This window comes from Bacillus sp. FSL M8-0266, assembly GCF_038613425.1.
Taxonomy (GTDB): Bacteria; Bacillota; Bacilli; order Bacillales; family Bacillaceae; genus Bacillus; species Bacillus pumilus.
The window spans coordinates 782,723-799,454 of record NZ_CP152015.1; the positions used below are offsets into that span (position 1 = coordinate 782,723).

General features: G+C 42.0%; 18 protein-coding genes. 11 read left to right on the top strand and 7 right to left on the bottom strand.

Annotation, left to right across the window (positions count from 1 at the left end; all coding sequences use genetic code 11):
* Positions 1 to 34 precede the first annotated feature (34 nt).
* From MKY83_RS03705 to MKY83_RS03730, 6 genes are all read left to right on the top strand, one after another.
* Complete coding sequence (locus MKY83_RS03705) at positions 35 to 1,630, top strand: sensor histidine kinase (protein ID WP_265208858.1); 1,596 nt, start codon at positions 35 to 37, stop codon at positions 1,628 to 1,630.
* A 3-nt stretch (positions 1,631 to 1,633) separates the two neighbouring features.
* Positions 1,634 to 2,332, top strand: a complete 699-nt coding sequence (locus MKY83_RS03710) for a response regulator (protein WP_126741147.1) — start codon at positions 1,634 to 1,636, stop codon at positions 2,330 to 2,332.
* 3 nt (positions 2,333 to 2,335) lie between these two features.
* Positions 2,336 to 3,316 (top strand): tripartite tricarboxylate transporter substrate-binding protein, encoded by a 981-nt coding sequence (locus MKY83_RS03715; RefSeq protein WP_044142228.1) that lies wholly within the window; start codon positions 2,336 to 2,338, stop codon positions 3,314 to 3,316.
* Between the two features lie 191 nt (positions 3,317 to 3,507).
* Positions 3,508 to 4,806 (top strand): citrate:proton symporter, encoded by a 1,299-nt coding sequence (locus MKY83_RS03720; RefSeq protein ID WP_342488169.1) that lies wholly within the window; start codon positions 3,508 to 3,510, stop codon positions 4,804 to 4,806.
* A gap of 115 nt (positions 4,807 to 4,921) precedes the next feature.
* A protein-coding gene (locus MKY83_RS03725; protein WP_342488170.1) for an IS3 family transposase occupies positions 4,922 to 6,072 on the top strand; the annotation gives its coding sequence in 2 pieces (ribosomal slippage) (positions 4,922 to 5,195 and positions 5,195 to 6,072; 1,152 coding nt in all).
* A gap of 174 nt (positions 6,073 to 6,246) precedes the next feature.
* Positions 6,247 to 7,878, top strand: a complete 1,632-nt coding sequence (locus tag MKY83_RS03730) for a M14 family metallocarboxypeptidase (RefSeq protein ID WP_265209062.1) — start codon at positions 6,247 to 6,249, stop codon at positions 7,876 to 7,878.
* A gap of 144 nt (positions 7,879 to 8,022) precedes the next feature.
* Here the strand turns inward: MKY83_RS03730 and MKY83_RS03735 are convergent, their stop codons facing one another.
* Positions 8,023 to 8,508 carry a phenolic acid decarboxylase gene (locus MKY83_RS03735; RefSeq protein ID WP_025206914.1) on the bottom strand — a complete coding sequence of 162 codons (486 nt, stop codon included), beginning with the start codon at positions 8,506 to 8,508 and terminating at the stop codon, positions 8,023 to 8,025.
* A 112-nt stretch (positions 8,509 to 8,620) separates the two neighbouring features.
* On the opposite strand from MKY83_RS03735, the gene MKY83_RS03740 reads away from it, so the two are divergent.
* Both MKY83_RS03740 and MKY83_RS03745 read left to right on the top strand, forming a co-directional pair.
* Positions 8,621 to 9,178, top strand: coding sequence for a PadR family transcriptional regulator (locus tag MKY83_RS03740; RefSeq protein WP_319610628.1), 558 nt, complete (start codon positions 8,621 to 8,623; stop codon positions 9,176 to 9,178).
* Positions 9,179 to 9,282: 104 nt separating this feature from the next.
* Positions 9,283 to 10,389, top strand: a complete 1,107-nt coding sequence (locus MKY83_RS03745) for a nitric oxide synthase oxygenase (protein WP_044139750.1) — start codon at positions 9,283 to 9,285, stop codon at positions 10,387 to 10,389.
* A gap of 210 nt (positions 10,390 to 10,599) precedes the next feature.
* Here the strand turns inward: MKY83_RS03745 and MKY83_RS03750 are convergent, their stop codons facing one another.
* A complete protein-coding gene (locus tag MKY83_RS03750) occupies positions 10,600 to 10,869 on the bottom strand; it encodes an acylphosphatase (RefSeq protein WP_044139758.1) in 270 nt (89 codons plus the stop codon).
* Positions 10,870 to 10,991: 122 nt separating this feature from the next.
* On the opposite strand from MKY83_RS03750, the gene MKY83_RS03755 reads away from it, so the two are divergent.
* Positions 10,992 to 11,642, top strand: coding sequence for an MOSC domain-containing protein (locus MKY83_RS03755; protein ID WP_342488171.1), 651 nt, complete (start codon positions 10,992 to 10,994; stop codon positions 11,640 to 11,642).
* Positions 11,643 to 11,686: 44 nt separating this feature from the next.
* Here MKY83_RS03755 and MKY83_RS03760 read toward each other — a convergent pair whose 3' ends face one another.
* From MKY83_RS03760 to map, 3 genes are all read right to left on the bottom strand, one after another.
* The gene (locus MKY83_RS03760; protein WP_003214303.1) at positions 11,687 to 11,824 is read right to left on the bottom strand and encodes a YflJ family protein; all 138 of its coding nucleotides are present in this window, start codon (positions 11,822 to 11,824) and stop codon (positions 11,687 to 11,689) included.
* Positions 11,825 to 11,958: 134 nt separating this feature from the next.
* A complete protein-coding gene (locus tag MKY83_RS03765) occupies positions 11,959 to 12,120 on the bottom strand; it encodes a hypothetical protein (RefSeq protein WP_003214360.1) in 162 nt (53 codons plus the stop codon).
* A gap of 123 nt (positions 12,121 to 12,243) precedes the next feature.
* On the bottom strand, positions 12,244 to 12,993 hold the full coding sequence (gene map, locus MKY83_RS03770; RefSeq protein WP_044139748.1) for a type I methionyl aminopeptidase: 750 nt from the start codon (positions 12,991 to 12,993) through the stop codon (positions 12,244 to 12,246).
* Positions 12,994 to 13,180: 187 nt separating this feature from the next.
* Between map and nagE the strand changes: the two genes are divergently transcribed.
* Complete coding sequence (gene nagE / locus MKY83_RS03775; protein ID WP_342488172.1) at positions 13,181 to 14,545, top strand: N-acetylglucosamine-specific PTS transporter subunit IIBC; 1,365 nt, start codon at positions 13,181 to 13,183, stop codon at positions 14,543 to 14,545.
* A gap of 18 nt (positions 14,546 to 14,563) precedes the next feature.
* On the opposite strand, the gene MKY83_RS03780 is transcribed toward nagE, so the two are convergent.
* The gene (locus MKY83_RS03780; protein ID WP_003214429.1) at positions 14,564 to 15,322 is read right to left on the bottom strand and encodes a DUF817 domain-containing protein; all 759 of its coding nucleotides are present in this window, start codon (positions 15,320 to 15,322) and stop codon (positions 14,564 to 14,566) included.
* 194 nt (positions 15,323 to 15,516) lie between these two features.
* Between MKY83_RS03780 and MKY83_RS03785 the strand changes: the two genes are divergently transcribed.
* Positions 15,517 to 16,020, top strand: coding sequence for a DoxX family protein (locus MKY83_RS03785; protein ID WP_106067734.1), 504 nt, complete (start codon positions 15,517 to 15,519; stop codon positions 16,018 to 16,020).
* A 46-nt stretch (positions 16,021 to 16,066) separates the two neighbouring features.
* Here MKY83_RS03785 and MKY83_RS03790 read toward each other — a convergent pair whose 3' ends face one another.
* On the bottom strand, positions 16,067 to 16,660 hold the full coding sequence (locus tag MKY83_RS03790; protein WP_044139746.1) for a YjgB family protein: 594 nt from the start codon (positions 16,658 to 16,660) through the stop codon (positions 16,067 to 16,069).
* Between the last annotated feature and the right edge of the window lie 72 nt (positions 16,661 to 16,732).

Genomic DNA, 16,732 nt, shown 5'->3' on the forward strand with positions numbered 1-16,732 from the left:
GAATTTAATTGAATTAGGGGTTGTGGCGGTGAGGATGGGCAAAAGGAAAGTCACTTTACAAACGAAAATTTTGGGATTAATTATCGGGCTTTTGCTTGTTGTCATTGCGTTATTGACCATTTGTTTTGGTTTTTTGCAGACCTCAGAAAGGCAGCGGCAAGCAGAACAGCTGGCGGTGCAAACCGCTAGAACAATCTCATATATGCCGCCCATTAAAACATCGGTGGCCACATCTGCATCGAAAAATGAAGAACAGGCAGTGCTTGAGCAAATGAAGGAGCAAGTAAGAGGACATGCTATCTTCATCACCAATCAAAAAGGAAAGGTCCTTTTTCATACGAATCATGAGGATGTAGGTAAAACCATCAGTGTATCGGAAGGAAGGAGTACTTTGCTGTTTGGAGGAACCTCCATATCGACTGGTGATTCTGACGGTGAAACCGTTGTCAGAGGCAGTGCGCCAATTATGAAAGAAACAGGACAGCATGAAGAAATTATTGGGACAGTTACTGTCGAATTTTTAAAAAGAGAAATCGACCAAGCGACAGCTCATCAACTATTCAAGTTGAGTTATACTGCCCTTCTTGTGCTCTTGCCTGGCCTATTCGGAGCGATTTTTTTAACAAGGAGTATTCGAAAAGATACATTGGGGCTTGAACCACATGAGATTGCATCATTATACCGAGAAAGAGAAGCGATGCTGCTCGCTATTAAAGAGGGGATTATTGCGTTTGACCGCAAAGGTGCGATGACGATGATGAATACGTCAGCTGAACACATGCTGCGCGTTTCTTCAAAGCGACCCCTTCATATTGACCAAGTCTTGCCAAATGCTAATCTTCTATCCTATTTAACGGTAGAGACGATTGAGCCTAACATAGAAATAGTCGTCAATAATAAAACCTTTGTGTTAAACGTGAAAAAAGTTAAGCAGGACAATAGAGTGTTCGGAGGAATTGTGAGCTTCAGGGAGAAAACAGAGCTGACGAAGCTGCTGGATACATTAACAGAGGTAAGCCAATATTCAGAAGACCTTAGAGCGCAAACACATGAGTTTTCAAATAAGCTGTACGCCATTTTAGGCTTGCTTGAGCTGAAACAAGTGGATGAAGCGATCGACTTAATTAAGGAAGAATATACGCTGCAAAATCGTCAGCATGATTTACTCATGAAGCAAATTCGTTCTCCTAAAATTCAAGCTATTTTACTAGGGAAATTAGGAAAGGCATCTGAGAAAAAGGTTCATTTCCAGATTGATGAAAATAGTTCATTGGAGCCGCTTCCCGCTCATTTAAGTTTATCTCACTTTATCACCATCATTGGCAATCTTGTAGACAATGCCTTTGAGGCCGTATTAAACAAAGAGAAGCGAGAAGTAGGTCTGTTTATCACAGATATTGGATTTGATATTATTATAGAAGTTTCTGATTCAGGTGATGGCATCAATGATAAGGAATTGTCACACATTTTTACAAGGGGTCATTCGTCAAAGGGAGAAGGGCGAGGCTATGGACTAGCGAATGTGAAAGAAGTATTGGACGAACTTGGGGGCTGGATTGAAGTGACGAACCAAAAAGAAGGCGGTGCCATCTTCACTGCATACATACCGAAAGGCACAAAGGGGGAATAGATTGTGATGAAGGTACTCATTGCGGAGGATGATTTTCGAATCGCAGCCATTCATGCATCTTATATACAACAAATAGAAGGATTTCAAGTCGCCGGAAAGGCAAAGAGTGCAAAGGATATGTGGGATGCGCTTCAAAAGGAACAAGTCGACCTCATCTTGCTTGATGTGTATATGCCCGATGAGCTCGGCACAAACCTGTTGCCGCTTTTAAGAGAACGCTATCCAGAAATAGATGTGATTATTATCACTGCGGCTACGGAAACGACACTTTTAAGAGATGCCCTTCAATACGGAGTGGTTCATTATTTAATCAAACCAGTGACCGCACAAAAGTTTGCGCAAGTTTTAACCGAATATAAAGAGAAGAAAGACATCATCAATTCCAAGGATGAAGTCAATCAAACGATGATTGATTTGTTTTTTGGACAGATGCAAGAAGAGCCGAAGGAAAAGGATGACAGAGACCTGCCTACAGGCATCAATTCGCTGACTTTGGACAAGGTGAAAACATTGATGGCATCAGAGAATAATGGAATTACAGCAGAAGAACTAGGAGAAAAGATGGGGGCATCACGTACAACAGCGAGACGGTATGTTGAGTATCTCGTGACAACAGGAGAATGCCGGGCAGAGCTTGCGTACGGAATCATTGGCAGACCAGAGCGAAAATATTATCCTGCCAAAAAGCAAGCGGAGTCTTAAAAGATGAAAAAAGCAATATGCCTTGTCGTGATCATAATATGTCTTTGTATGACGCTCACCTTTAATGAAAAAAAGGGAGGTGACTCTTTCCTGCAGCACAGCCCATTATCTATCGTGGTGTCTGGTGTCCCTGACGGCGGATTTGACCAAACAGCTCAAGTGATGAAATCAGTGCTCGAGAAGGAAAAGCTGGTGAAGCGGCCGGTGAATATCCTTTATCAAAGAGGCGGAACGGTGGATAAAGGATGGACATATATGTTGGAGCGAGATACCAACTATATTAGTTTGAATTCAAGTTTATTGTTAAGCCGTAATTTGCTTGGCAGCAGTAACATGACAATGAATGATGTCACGCCACTTGCGATTCTTGCGGAAGAGTGGCAGGTCGTCGCAGTCCCAGTGGATTCTCCCTTTTCAAATGGGAAGGAGCTATTAAACACACTAAAGAAGAAACCGGATTCCTTAAAAATTGGATTTGCCCCAGACTTTGGAAATGATGATCAAATCTCATTCGCACGAGCGGCAGAAATGGCAGGAATTGATCCATACCGCATTCAATTTTTGAAGTTTGACAGTGCAGATGATTTATTTCAGGCGCTCATTGACCATGAGGTGGATGCAGCAACAACAACGATTACAGAGGTTCGTCATGATTATGAAAAGAAGAGGCTAAAACTCATAGCGACCACAACCAATCAGCGTTTAGAGGGATTTGAAGATGTGCCTACTTGGAAAGAGCAAGGAATCCCGCTCATCTTTTCTCATTGGCGTGGTGTCATGGGACCCAAACAAATGAATCAGCACGAGATTCGTGAATGGGATCAGCTTCTTCAAAAAATGACACAGACTAAGTCCTGGAAAAAACAATTAAAGCAAAAGGGCTGGACAGGTCGCTATATGAACAGTAAAGAGGCAAAGATCTTTATGGAAGAGCAATTAAGGCGATATGAGCAGTTTATCCAAGGGGAACAAGCGGTCGAATGAGATCGCTTTTTTTCATGGAATTCATCAAAACCAAGGTTTGAACAAAATGAACAAAAAGCATTTATCGACCGAAAAAGAATTAAAATTCATAATATTTACTTCAATTGAGGCGTCAGATATCATGACAGAAAGGGTTGGAAATGGGATACCAACATTTAATGAAAGCGTATACAACATAAGGGGTGAACAAAGTGCTAGCAATCTTAGGATTTCTTATGATGGTTGTATTTATGGTTTTGATTATGACGAAACGTATGTCTGTTTTAACGGCATTGGTATTAACACCAATTGCTTTTGCTCTTATTGCAGGTTTTCATTTTACTGAAATTTCAGACATGGTTGTCAAAGGTGTGCAGCAAGTTGCACCGACAGCGGTCATGATCATGTTTGCGATTTTGTACTTTGGCATTATGATTGATGCGGGTTTATTTGATCCGATGGTGGCGAAAATTTTAAACATTGTCAAAGGCGATCCATTAAAAATTGTCGTCGGAACAGCTGTCCTGACCATGCTTGTTGCACTTGATGGTGATGGGACAACAACGTACATGATTACAACAACAGCGATGCTTCCATTATTTACGCTGCTTGGCATCCGGCCGATTATTTTAGCGGGGATTGCCGGAGTTGGCATGGGGATTATGAATACGATTCCATGGGGAGGAGCCACACCTAGAGCGGCGAGTGCACTTGGTGTTGATCCATCACTTTTATTTGGTCCGATGATTCCAGTCATTGGTGCAGGGGTTTTGAGCATGATTGTGGTGGCATACTTTCTTGGGAAGTCTGAAAGAAAGCGTCTTGGTGTCATTGAGCTCGAACAGCCGATTCATGCAAATGAAATGGCAGCGGCACTACAGGATGACATCAAGCGACCGAAACTTTGGTGGTTTAACCTGTCGCTTACGTTGTTATTGGTGCTCCTTCTCGTCTCTGGAAAAGTCAGCTTAACGGTATTATTTGTTCTTGCATTCTGTGTGGCGATTATCGTGAACTATCCGAACCTTGAACAGCAGCGTGAGCGGATTGCGGCTCATTCAACCAACGTTTTAGGGATTGCTTCCATGATATTTGCGGCAGGGGTTTTTACAGGCATCTTAACAGGCACAAAAATGGTCGATGAAATGGCGATTTCGATTGTATCTGCCATTCCAGAGCAGCTTGGCGGCTTTATTCCAGTCATTGTTGCGTTAACGAGCGGGATATTTACGTTCTTTATGCCGAATGATGCATACTTTTATGGGGTCCTGCCGATCCTATCAGAAACAGCGGCAGCATACGGTGTTGATAAAATTGAAATCGCGAGAGCCTCTATTATTGGCCAGCCGATTCATATGTTAAGCCCACTTGTTCCATCCACTCATTTACTTGTTGGACTTGTTGGGGTATCACTGGATCAGCATCAGAAGTTTGGCATGAAATGGGCTGTGCTTGCAGTTGTCGCCATGACGGTCATGTCGGTACTCATTGGGGCCATTTCCATTTGGTAAATAAAAGAGTGTCTGCTACCGGGACTGACCCCATAAGATGAGACAAATAAAAAACACCTTCAAGTTTGAAAATGGATCGTTGTGATCCGAAATAAAACATGGAGGTGTTTTTTCTATGGGGACAAGAGTGAGTTATCCGGTTGAAGTCAAACAGAAGGCTGTAGAAATGAGATTGGCAGGCGTACCTATGAAAGAGATCATGCAGAAATTGAATATCAAGAATAAGACGCAGGTTCAGACATGGGTGAGGTGGCATAAGGCTGGGGATACACACCGGTTCGAACAGCCTGTTGGAAAACAATATACCTATGGAAAGGGTCCCGAGTACTCTTCCGAATTAGAGAGACTGCAGGCAGAAAATCGCTTTTTGAGTCAACAGAATGAAGTTTTAAAAAAGTACAACGAATTGGAAAGGAAGTTGATAAGGAAACGTCAATCAAACTGGTAGAAGAATTGTGCAAAACGATGACGGTACAGGACATCTGTGTCCATTTAGGCATCTTACGTACTTCGTATTATAGATGGAAAAAGGATCTGACTCAGAATCATTCTAAAAGACAACTAGAGAAACAGGTCGGCACGTTGTGCCGAAAGCACAAATATCGATATGGTTATCGAAAAATCACAGCTATACTAAAAAGGAGAATGCGTATTAACCATAAAACTGTTCAACGTATCATGCAGAAAAACCAGTGGCAATGCCGGGTTAAAATGAAAAAGCGTAAGAAGAATGGGCAGCCCTATGCCGTGGCCAGTAATATACTGGATCGGAACTTTCAGTCTGATCGCCCTCTTGAAAAACTAGTAACGGACATCACGTATTTGCCTTATGGACAGAAACAATTGTACCTTTCCAGTATATTGGATTTATATAATGGAGAAGTGATTGCTTTTACGATTGGTGATAAGCAGGACACAGACTTTATCTTAAACACACTTAATCAGCTCCCAGCACTGCCTGAGAATTGCGTGTTACATAGCGATCAAGGTTCTGTGTATACATCTTACGAGTATCAGAAAGCTGTTCATATAAAAGGCATTACCATGAGCATGTCCCGTAAAGGGACGCCCGCTGATAATGCCTCCATCGAATCGTTTCATTCCTCACTAAAGTCTGAAACGTTCTATCTTAACAGGATTGACCGCACTACGACCAGCATCGTAGAACGCACTGTCAAAGAATACATTTATTATTATAACAACATTCGTATTCAAACGAAACTAAACAACCAATCACCGATAAACTATCGGCAATTGGCTGTATAAAGGTGTTTTGATCCCTGTCTCAAAAACGGGGGTCAGTCCCTTGCCGAGCAGGCTCAATTCATTTGCCCTATACAAAAAACATGCCTGTTCCTCCAAAAGATATATTTTTGAAAAATACTGACACTTTTACTGTTTTTTTCTTTATAATGCAAATCAACGAAGGGAGAGGATAGCATGTCCAAACGAAAAGGCACGATTCTTTTTGCTGCAGTATGTCTCATAGCAGGAAGTTTGTCGATGGTGAGTCCAGATTCAGCTCATGCAGACACCCCTTATTATGGAAAGAGTTATGAACAGCCAGCCTCAGTGAAGAAGCTATACCCTGAGCCTGACGAGACGTTCGATACCCCCGCATTTCAGAAAAAAGGAGAAGCCTTCACCACACAAGAAGAGCTTCAACAATTCTTACGTGATATTGTCCGCAAAAGTCCTTACGCTACGCAGAAGCAGATTGGAACATCCATTGAAGGACGGTCCATTCCAGCCCTCTACTTTACAAAGGATCATCATATTTCTCCACTTTCAAAAAAGCCAACGATCTGGCTTCAAGCACAAATACACGGAAATGAACCAGCCTCCGGTGAATCTGCTCTCGTCATCGCAAAACGATTAGCTGGTGAAGAAGGAGAGCGTATACTCAATCATGTCAATATCATCATTGTCCCGAGAATCAATCCTGATGGTGCTTATGCGTTTGACCGCAGACTTGCAAACGGAATGGATGGAAACCGTGATCATATGACATTAGAATCTCCAGAGCTCACAGCCCTGCATCAAGAATTTAATCGGTATGCACCAGAAGTGGTCATTGATGCCCATGAATACGATGTGGGACAAAAACAGTTTGATGATATCGGATCAGCGGGTGCACTCAAATATCACGATTTACTGATCTTATCAGGGAAGAACTTGAATATTTCAGAAAGCATCCGGCTCACGTCAAATGAATTATACGTGAACGGCGTCCGTGAAACGCTAACAAATCAAGGATTTTCAAATGATTTATATTATACAAGCACAAGAGGAAAGGATGGAAAGATCGATCTCTATGAAGGCGGAACGGATGCACGAATTGGTCGAAATGCTCTGGCGCTCTCCCCAGCGCTATCCTTTCTTGTAGAAAGCAGAGGGATTGGAATTGGAAGAGAGGACTTTACCCGCCGCGTCGCAGCACAAGTCACCACTCATGAAAAAATCATTGAAACAACGGTGAAACATGCAAAGCAGGTGAAGCAGCAAATGGTGACGGAGCGTTTGAAGCTGGTGAAAAAAGGTCTCCAATCGAATGATGACGATCAAGTGGTCATTCAAGATGATTTCAAAGCGCCGGTGGATGATTCGCTTGAAATGGTAGATATTGAAAAAGGACAGACCATCAATGTCCCTGTACGCTTTCACAGTGCGAGCGATGCTATTCCTGTCATATCGAGAGAACGACCGACAGCTTATCTTGTTTTACCTGGACATGAAGGGGTAGAACGGAAGCTTCAAACCTTAGGGTTAAAAAGTATCACATTGCCTGCCAGTGTAAAAGTACCGGTACAAGCCTATCAAGTAACAAAACGAGACGAAAAGAGCAAAACAGATATTCAGCTTGAAACAGAACTCACCCAAAAGAAACGTCAGCTACCAAAAGGGACAAAGGTATATTTCACGGCGCAGCCGCAAACGAATTTGTTGTCACTTGCCCTTGAGCCAGAATCAAAAGATAGCTATATGTCATCTGGATTTATTGCTTCAAAAGTAGGCGATGAACTGCCAGTGTACCGGTTCTTGCTATCTAAAAGGACGTTAGGCATTAAATAAAAAAGGGCTAAAATGATTTAGCCCTCAGCGTGTCCTATACTGCAAAGATTTTCTATCACACTGAAAAGAAGACAAAGGGCTAAAATAAACATCATTTTAGCCCTTTGTCCACAATCTAGAAGCGGCACAGTGTGTGCTGCTTTTTTATTTTCGTCCTGCTCTTATTTCATCAGTCAAGCCTTCATATGGTGCTTCGGCGATAATGGTTTCGTCGTTTACACCTGCATGATGGATATACGTAATGTCCGCAAATTCTGGAACAACATATTTCGGATATGTTTCGTACTTTTCACGAGATTCTTTCATGAGATCGATGTAGTCATTTTGATAGCAAACTGTGATATCTGGACGTTCATGAACCCATTTTGGGAAGAAAATGACGCCATGCATGCGTTTTTCTTCAGGCATAAAGTTCAGAGAGACGTCTGTCCCAGTTGGTTCTGTCCAAGAAACTTTGTAAACGCCTTTTGTTAGCTTCACAATATTCACTTCTTGATCACGGACCCAGCGGCCTCCAACCATTCCGCTATGAATGCGGTAATCAATGGTGTGATCGTTTTTAATGTAAATCTCATATTCCCAGCCATTTTCATACGTATAAATCATATGAAGTCCAACGAATTGATCCATGTTTATTCCTTCTTTCATTAGAATGATGTTGTTTCAAACATGTCGTGATTTACATGTTTATTTTAAAGCCTGTGGTATAATATTGTCAAAGAATAAACGTTGGAGGCACATCATGAGAGTTTTGAAATATGCCATTCTTGGTTTACTAGATCAGTGTGAGCTGACTGGATACGATATCACCAAACATTTTAAGGATTCCCTTGGACAGTTTTGGAGCGCGAAGCATAGCCAAATTTACCCTGAGCTAAAACGGCTCACAGAAGAAGGGTTTATTGAATTTGATGTTCGTATACAAGGAAAGAAGCTGGAGAAGAAGGTTTATCAAATCACAGAGGCGGGTCAAGCAGCATTGCATCAGTGGTTAAGGACAAAAGACCCGATCCCAGAAACAACAAAGGATGAATTCATGCTCAAAACATTTTTCATCTCCTCCATGGACAAAAAAGAAGCGGCTGACCTGTTTACACATCAACTACTAGAGCGCACCAAGAAAGTAGACATGCTAAAGCAGAAGCTGCACGCATTAATAGAGGAAGATCGTAGTGCTGAATCGCTTCATTCAGCGCAATTTGGGCATTATTTAGTGCTGACAAGGGCAATTGAAAGAGAAAAAGGCTATGTCCGCTGGCTCGAGCAAACCCTTAAACGGATTGATTCATCCTCGCTCTAAGGACAATGGTCGGATGATATGATAAAAAATGGTTTGAAACTAGTGAATTTATAAATAGAAACCGCTACAATGGATATATTCGTATTAAAGTGAGGCGAGTATGTTTGAGTAATCAAGAAGCGTTGTGGAATGAAGCAGAAGCTTTTATTTCTGTATGCTATGAAGAATTGGGCAAGTCAAATGAAGAGAAAGCAGCACGTCTGCATGAAATAAAACAAGAAATTAACTCTAAAGGGACGTATACTCACACACAAGAGGAATTGGCGCACGGGGCGAAAATGGCATGGCGCAACAGCAACCGCTGCATTGGCCGTTTATTTTGGTCAACCCTGCATGTTCACGACTGCCGTCACGTGAAGACAGAAGAAGAGGTGAAAGAGGCACTCTTTCATCATATTGAGTATGCGACAAATGATGGGAAAATCAAACCATCCATTACGATCTTTCCTCCAGAAAATCATTCGCAAAAGGAAGTCGTCATTTATAATCATCAGCTCGTTCGTTATGCAGGCTATGAGACGGAGTATGGCATCATCGGCGACGAGGCTTCTCTTGAATTAACTAAGTTGTGTGAAGCCCATGGCTGGAAAGGGGAGGGCACGCACTTTGATATTCTGCCTCTCATGTTTCAGCTAAAGGATCAGCCGCCCGTTCTGTATGAGCTTCCGAAAGAAATCGTCCAAGAAGTCGAGATCATCCATCCTGAGTATGAAGGATTTCGTGATTTAGGACTGAAATGGTATGCGGTACCGATTATTGCTGATATGAAATTGGAGATTGGTGGTATTCATTACAATGCAGCACCGTTCAATGGCTGGTATATGGGCACAGAAATTGGCGCACGTAACCTAGCCGATGAAAATCGCTACAATATGCTGAAAAAAGTCGCTTCGATTTTAGGACTGGACACAACAAAGAATGCGTCGCTTTGGAAGGACAAAGCGATTGTTGAGTTGAATGTGGCGGTTCTTCATTCTTACCGAGAAGCAGGGGTGACCATTGTTGATCACCATACAGCAGCACATCAATTCAAACAATTTGAAAAGCAGGAAGAAAAGGCTGACCGCAAGCTGACTGGGGACTGGACATGGCTGATTCCACCGGTATCACCAGCTGCTACCCACATCTTCCACAAGCATTACGACAATACCATTGTGAAGCCGAATTATTTTTATCAGGAAAAGCCCTATCATGGAACAGAAAAAGCCTAGCGAGAGCTAGGTTTCAGCGTGTAGACAAACCCTCGCATTCGCCCGCAGGTCTGCGCGCTGGTGCTCACGAATGTTCAATTCGTTCTGCGCCAGTGCTCGTCCTTCCTAGGGCTGCAAAGGTTTTCTATCACGCTGAAAAGAAGACAAAGAGCTAAAATAAACATCATTTTAGCCCTTTGTCAACAATCTGAGAAAAGCCTAGCTCTTTTATTACCTTATGCGAAAATCCTGATAATGAGCGAACTCAGTGAGCGGCTCCATCTGTATATCTGTAACCTTTGAAAAAGGGCTTCCTTTCCGGACAGTCTTTAAGAAATCAAGCACTTCCTGCTGCTCACCCTCTACCTTTAACTCAACATGCCCTTCATCTGTGTTGCGTACCCAGCCTTTCATCCCGCGATTGACGGCTTCTCCTTGTACAAAATAGCGAAAACCGACTCCCTGCACCCGTCCTGTGACAATGGCATGATAATGAATCAATGTCATCTCTCCTTTTTTCTCATCGTACCATAGCATGTAACTGACCTTCACGCATCGACTATGATTTCATTGTCTAACGATGTAAAATAATAGCCATGAGACAACCAAAGGAGATGGTCAACGTGGGACAGAAGAGATACGACATAGTAGGAATCCAAGTAGGACAACCCATCACGACCTATGCAAACGGAAAAGAAATCAAAACAGCCATCAACAAAAAGCGAATTCATGAGCCTGTCTATTTGAGTAAGTTCAATTTTGAGGGAGATGGTCAAGGTGATTTGGTTCATCATGGAGGATATGATAAAGCCGTCTGCGTCTTTCCATACGATCATTATGCTTATTTTGAGCAGTTTTTAGGGGTTCCGTTACAGGAAGCTGCCTTCGGCGAGAATGTAACCGTGCACCAACTAGTTGAAACAGAAGTGCGGATTGGCGATGTATTTCAGCTTGGAGAAGCACTTGTTGAAGTGAGCCAGCCAAGACAGCCGTGTGTGAAACTATCTTTTAAGCATGGTAACATGAAGCTTGTAAAGGAAGTACAGCAAACGGGGTATACCGGCTTTTATTTACGGGTGCTGAAAGAAGGCTTAGTGCCTGCTGATGCTTCTCTTGTATTAGTAGAAAAAGCACCTCATCACATTACAGTCCATGAAGTGAACGAGGTCAAATATCGTCAAACAAGTCCAGAGAGGCTAAAAGCCGTTCTTAAAGTAGATGCCTTAGCAGATGTCGTGAGGAAGTCTTTAGAAAAACGAATTCAGCCCATTTAAAAAAAGCCGTACATCAGCATAAGAGATGTACGGCTTTTAAGCGCTTATGAGCTAGGTTTCTTTTGCTCAAGAAGATTTGCAAGGAAATATGTTTTTAAGCTTTGAAGCTTTCTTCCTTCATGCTTGGTCACACCAAGCTTCTTTAATTCTTCGACATACCAGCCTTTGCTACCATAATGCATGATAGAAAACTCCTTTCAATTGAAACTGCCTGCATTGTAACATCACAAAAAAGGACGTGAAAAGTGTGCAGGTATGAATAAATGAAAACTGATTCTATCTTCCTATGATCCATGTATATGCTGGAAATAATCATTTATGAATTTGGCGGGTTGAGGGTAACGATGATCATGCCGACCGTCATAATCATGATGACAATACCAAGATAAGTCATCATGGATTGTTTTTTCTTAATACCTACAACCGTTAAGATAATACTTTCAATCAAAAAGATAACGCCGATGATGATGAACCACATATCAAATAAGACCCCTTTCGCATATCTTTGCCTATTTTACCACAGGCATTTTTGTTTAGTCGTGACAGATTCGTGAAAGGGAAACGAAAAGATCCCCTCCAATGAAGAAGGGGATCAGCTGGCTTATAGCTTCGTTAATATAATCGGTTCGTCTTTTGTGATGACAATGGTATGTTCAATCTGTGCGACAAGGCTTTTATCTGGTGTTTTAAATGTCCAGCCGTCATCAGTTTGATAAATCGATTCAGCATTTGTTGAAATAAAAGGTTCGAAGGCGATCACGGTGCCATTCTTAAACAAAGCATTATCGAAAGGATCATAATAGTTTAAAATATGGTTAGGTGCTTCATGTAGACTTTTCCCAATGCCATGTCCTGTCAGGTTTTTAATGACAGTAAATCCTTGTTCTTTTGCTGTATTGTAGACCGCACGGCCAATTTGGTTTTGCCTTTTACCGGCTTTTGCATGCTTTAATCCTTCGAGGAAAGCATCCTCTGCACACTGGCATAATGCTTCAAGACGAGCATCACCTGTACCTAATACGAATGAAATACCGGTATCGGAATAATAGCCGTCCAGCTCTGCTGAAATATCAATATTGATGAGGTCGCCCTCTTGTAAAATGGTTTTTTCACTTGGAATACCGTGAGCAACTTCATCGTTCACGCTGATACAAGTCGTCCCAGGGAAGTCATATTCCTTTTCGGGTGCTGAATTCGCCCCATGCTCTTCTAATATTTTTTTTCCAATCAAATCTAGTTCTTTTGTAGACATGCCTGGTTTCGCTTGGCTTTTCATTTCTTCTCTTGCCAAAGCGACAATTCGGCCGACTTTTTTTAAGGCTTCTAACTCATGATCATGTTTGACAATCACTGTTCATTCCCGCTTTCTATAACTTCATTCTATTCAATAGCTTACCACATTTTACGCAAAAAGAGTAAAGAGCAGAATTCAAATGAATGTGGACAAATTGGTATAGATAACTAGATGTGCATATGATATATTTTTTATGAGCATCATGGACGTTTAGTCATGATGATGACAAAGGGGGAGAAGACAAATGGTGTTTCAGTTTTTTCAAAAGCTAGGCAAATCTTTTATGCTTCCAATCGCTGTACTTCCAGCAGCAGGGATTATTTTGGCTATTGGGCGGGAGGATGTATTCGATATCCCGTTTATTCATGCGGCTGGAAATGCCATTTTTGCAAACTTGGCTTTAATTTTTGCAATGGGGATAGCGATCGGCATTGCAAAGGATGGTAACGGGGCAGCGGCATTATCAGGTGCGATCTCTTATTTTATTTTATCAGCTGGTACAACGTCGATTAATTCAACGAACAATATGGGGGTATTGGGCGGTATTTTATGCGGGCTATTGGCAGGTTATGTGTACAATCGCTTCAAGGATACGAAGCTGCCAGAATACTTAGGTTTCTTTAGCGGAAGACGGCTTGTGCCAATTATGACCGCACTTTTCACCATTTTATTAGCAGCCGTTTTCGGATTTGTATGGCCTCCGATTCAAAGCGGGATCAATGGATTAGGGGAATGGATTTTAAGTCTTGGTGCAACGGGTGCAGGGCTGTTTGGTTTCTTTAACCGCTTGCTCATTCCATTAGGGCTTCATCATGTGCTGAATAACTTATTTTGGTTTCAATTCGGGGAATTCAGCGGGGCAACAGGAGATCTAGCGCGATTCTTTAAAGGAGATCCAAGCGCGGGTGTCTTTATGACTGGTTTCTTCCCAGTGATGATGTTCGGTCTGCCAGCGGCATGTCTAGCCATGATTGTGACCGCAAAGCCTGAAAAGCGAAAAGCAACGGCTGGCCTGATGATTGGGATGGCGCTTACGTCATTTATTACAGGGATCACTGAACCAATTGAATTTTCATTTATGTTTTTATCTCCACTCTTATATGGTGTCCATGCTGTACTAACGGGTCTTTCGCTCTTTATTGTGAACATTCTCGGGATTCATAGCGGCTTCGCTTTTTCAGCAGGAGCGATTGATTACGTTTTAAGCTTTGGCATTGCACAAAAACCATTCATGCTGCTTGGGGTTGGGGTGCTTTATGGCATTGTGTACTTTGTCGTTTTCTATTTCCTCATTAAACTGTTAAAGCTCAAAACACCGGGCAGAGAAGATGAAGACATTGAAGATATTGCAGCCGATGATACGCAGACGGCAGGTGCGAGTATGCTTTTAGAGGGACTTGGCGGCAAAGACAATATCACCGCCATTGATCATTGTGCCACCCGCCTGCGTTTAACAGTAGAAGATACACATTTATTAAATGAAGGCACATTGAAAAAAGCAGGTGCCAAAGGGGTACTGACTTCAGGGAAAACCTCCGTACAAATCATCATTGGAACGAATGTAGAATTTGTCGCAGATGATCTCCACAAGGAAGTCGATCGAGATTAAAAAAAGCGTTCAGCCAGGTCAAATGGGCTGAACGTTTTTTTGTTTGCGCTGTTCGATGACGAGCACAATACTGATCACAACAAGTAAAAACCAAGAACTGATTTTCCCAAGATGTACGAGAGACCAAGCGTGCTGTTGATTTGGATATTGCCATGCCCCTAAAAAGGTGGTGACATTTTCGGCAATCCAAATGAAGAAACCAATCAGCAAGAAAGAGATGACAAGCGGCATTCGAAAGGTAGAAGAGCCAACCTGAAACGAGACGGACGTTTTTCGAAATATGACAACAAGCAGTAATGTCAGCCACCATCTGAGATCATAGAGCCAGTGATGCGTAAAAAAATTGAGATAAATACACAAGCTAATCCCAATTGAAAGAAACGGATGGGGCCATGAACTGACCTGCACGTGAAGCCGGGACAGTGCCTGATAAATATAGCTTGCTACACTCGCATACATAAATCCGCTATAGAGTGGAACCCCAAAGACCTTCGTATAAGCCTCTTCAGGATAGGACCAAGAACCCATATGAACTTTATACATTTCTAAACCAATACCTATTATGTGAAATAGACAGATCACCTTCAATTCATTCAATGTCTCCAGCCGAAGCGTCAGCATGAGCATCTGGGCAAGAAGGCAAAGTAGTAGAATGAAATCATACCGGTGTAGAAAAGGAATCGTCACTATCTTTGATAGGGCAAGCGCCGCAAAGATCATGACGGGGAATAGACACGACATCGCCTGTAAGTAAGCAAACTGGAATAATGTTTTCATACAAAATGAAACCTCTTTTCATTGTCTGAAATGACTAAGACGGATTTAGCAAGGGAAAAGTTACCTGAACTATATATTCATGAACAATTTGTGAATACGTATGTGAAAAAGATCACAAACTAGTTTTAACGTAGTATAATAAGATCATAAATAAAATGTGAAAAAATTCACATAAATTAAAGGGAGGCATCATCATGTTTACAAAATTCTTACAAACGAATGTATGGGCAGCGGTTATCCTTTTGGCAGCAAGACTTTATATCGGTTGGACTTGGCTCACATCTGGTATAGGAAAACTAACAGGCGGATTCGATGCATCAGGATATTTACAATTTGCGATAGCTGAACCTGTTGTCAAAGATGGAAACCTCGTGTATCCGTTCTATGTATGGTTTTTAGAAAATGTCGCTTTGCCGAATGCTGGACTATTCAGTGCCATGGTCATGTGGGGAGAAATTTTAGTAGGTCTAGGATTAATTGTTGGATTATTCACAACAACTGCAGCCTTTTTCGGAAGCATGATGAATATCTCTTTCTTACTAGCTGGTACCGTCTCTGTCAACCCGCTTCTTCTGCTCATTGCCATCGTCATCATGGCTGCGAAAGGAAATGCAGGCAAATTTGGGCTTGATTATGTCGCAGGTCCAGTCTTGAAACGTACAATGAAAAGAAAGCCGCATTTAGAAGTGGCTTCATAATAAAGAAAAAGCATCCTTAGCTTCTGCTCAAGGATGCTTTTTTTATTTAGGAATCAGCTTTCACCAGATTAATATGCAGGACGGTGAGCTTCTGCTGATTTATATCTGGGTCATGGCCGACGATAAATTCCAGCTCATAATCTCCAGTACGATACACGTATTTTTTCTCTTTTGTCTGTGGAATGGTGCTGACCGAATCTGCTTGTCCAAGTTGTTTCTTTAATAGGGAAGGGGTCATTCCGCCGATATTCGTTTCTTTTTCTACATTTGTACCGAAATAACGGATTTCGTCAATTTTGCCTTTTGCATCATAATGAAAAGCAAATCCCGGATTCCCCATTTCAGCATGATACAAATCAAAGCTGCTTTGACCTGTTTCTGGATATGGATTTCCTAGTTTATGATGGACATCCATCTTTGTTTGAACTCCAATTTTAAGACCTTTTGCATAATACGGCATTTGTCCTTTATGTGCCAGCTCATAAATGTTGTTTAGTGCGGTTTTCGGACCTTGAGGAACGGATTGTTCGACTGCTGTTTTGGTCATGGCGTGTGCTGAGACTGCAGGACTGAATCCAATGAGGGCGGACGTAGCGAGTGAAAGTGAAGCAGTCATGACAAAAGCGGTTGTTTTCTTCATTTTAAAATCCCTCCTTCTTCTTTCTATACCCGGTGCAATAGGGGTCAAACGTAAAAAGAACCAGCCGATCAT

What these genes read in the sequence shown, in the direction of transcription:
- MKY83_RS03705 (WP_265208858.1), top strand. Translation starts at nt 35, where the DNA reads ATGGGCAAAAGGAAAGTCACTTTACAAACGAAAATTTTGGGATTAATT.
- MKY83_RS03715 (WP_044142228.1), top strand. Translation starts at nt 2,336, where the DNA reads ATGAAAAAAGCAATATGCCTTGTCGTGATCATAATATGTCTTTGTATG.
- MKY83_RS03730 (WP_265209062.1), top strand. Translation starts at nt 6,247, where the DNA reads ATGTCCAAACGAAAAGGCACGATTCTTTTTGCTGCAGTATGTCTCATA.
- MKY83_RS03735 (WP_025206914.1), bottom strand. Translation starts at nt 8,508, where the DNA reads ATGGATCAATTCGTTGGACTTCATATGATTTATACGTATGAAAATGGC.
- MKY83_RS03740 (WP_319610628.1), top strand. Translation starts at nt 8,621, where the DNA reads ATGAGAGTTTTGAAATATGCCATTCTTGGTTTACTAGATCAGTGTGAG.
- MKY83_RS03760 (WP_003214303.1), bottom strand. Translation starts at nt 11,824, where the DNA reads ATGCATTATGGTAGCAAAGGCTGGTATGTCGAAGAATTAAAGAAGCTT.
- MKY83_RS03765 (WP_003214360.1), bottom strand. Translation starts at nt 12,120, where the DNA reads ATGTGGTTCATCATCATCGGCGTTATCTTTTTGATTGAAAGTATTATC.
- nagE (WP_342488172.1), top strand. Translation starts at nt 13,181, where the DNA reads ATGGTGTTTCAGTTTTTTCAAAAGCTAGGCAAATCTTTTATGCTTCCA.
- MKY83_RS03780 (WP_003214429.1), bottom strand. Translation starts at nt 15,322, where the DNA reads ATGAAAACATTATTCCAGTTTGCTTACTTACAGGCGATGTCGTGTCTA.
- MKY83_RS03785 (WP_106067734.1), top strand. Translation starts at nt 15,517, where the DNA reads ATGTTTACAAAATTCTTACAAACGAATGTATGGGCAGCGGTTATCCTT.
- MKY83_RS03790 (WP_044139746.1), bottom strand. Translation starts at nt 16,660, where the DNA reads ATGAAGAAAACAACCGCTTTTGTCATGACTGCTTCACTTTCACTCGCT.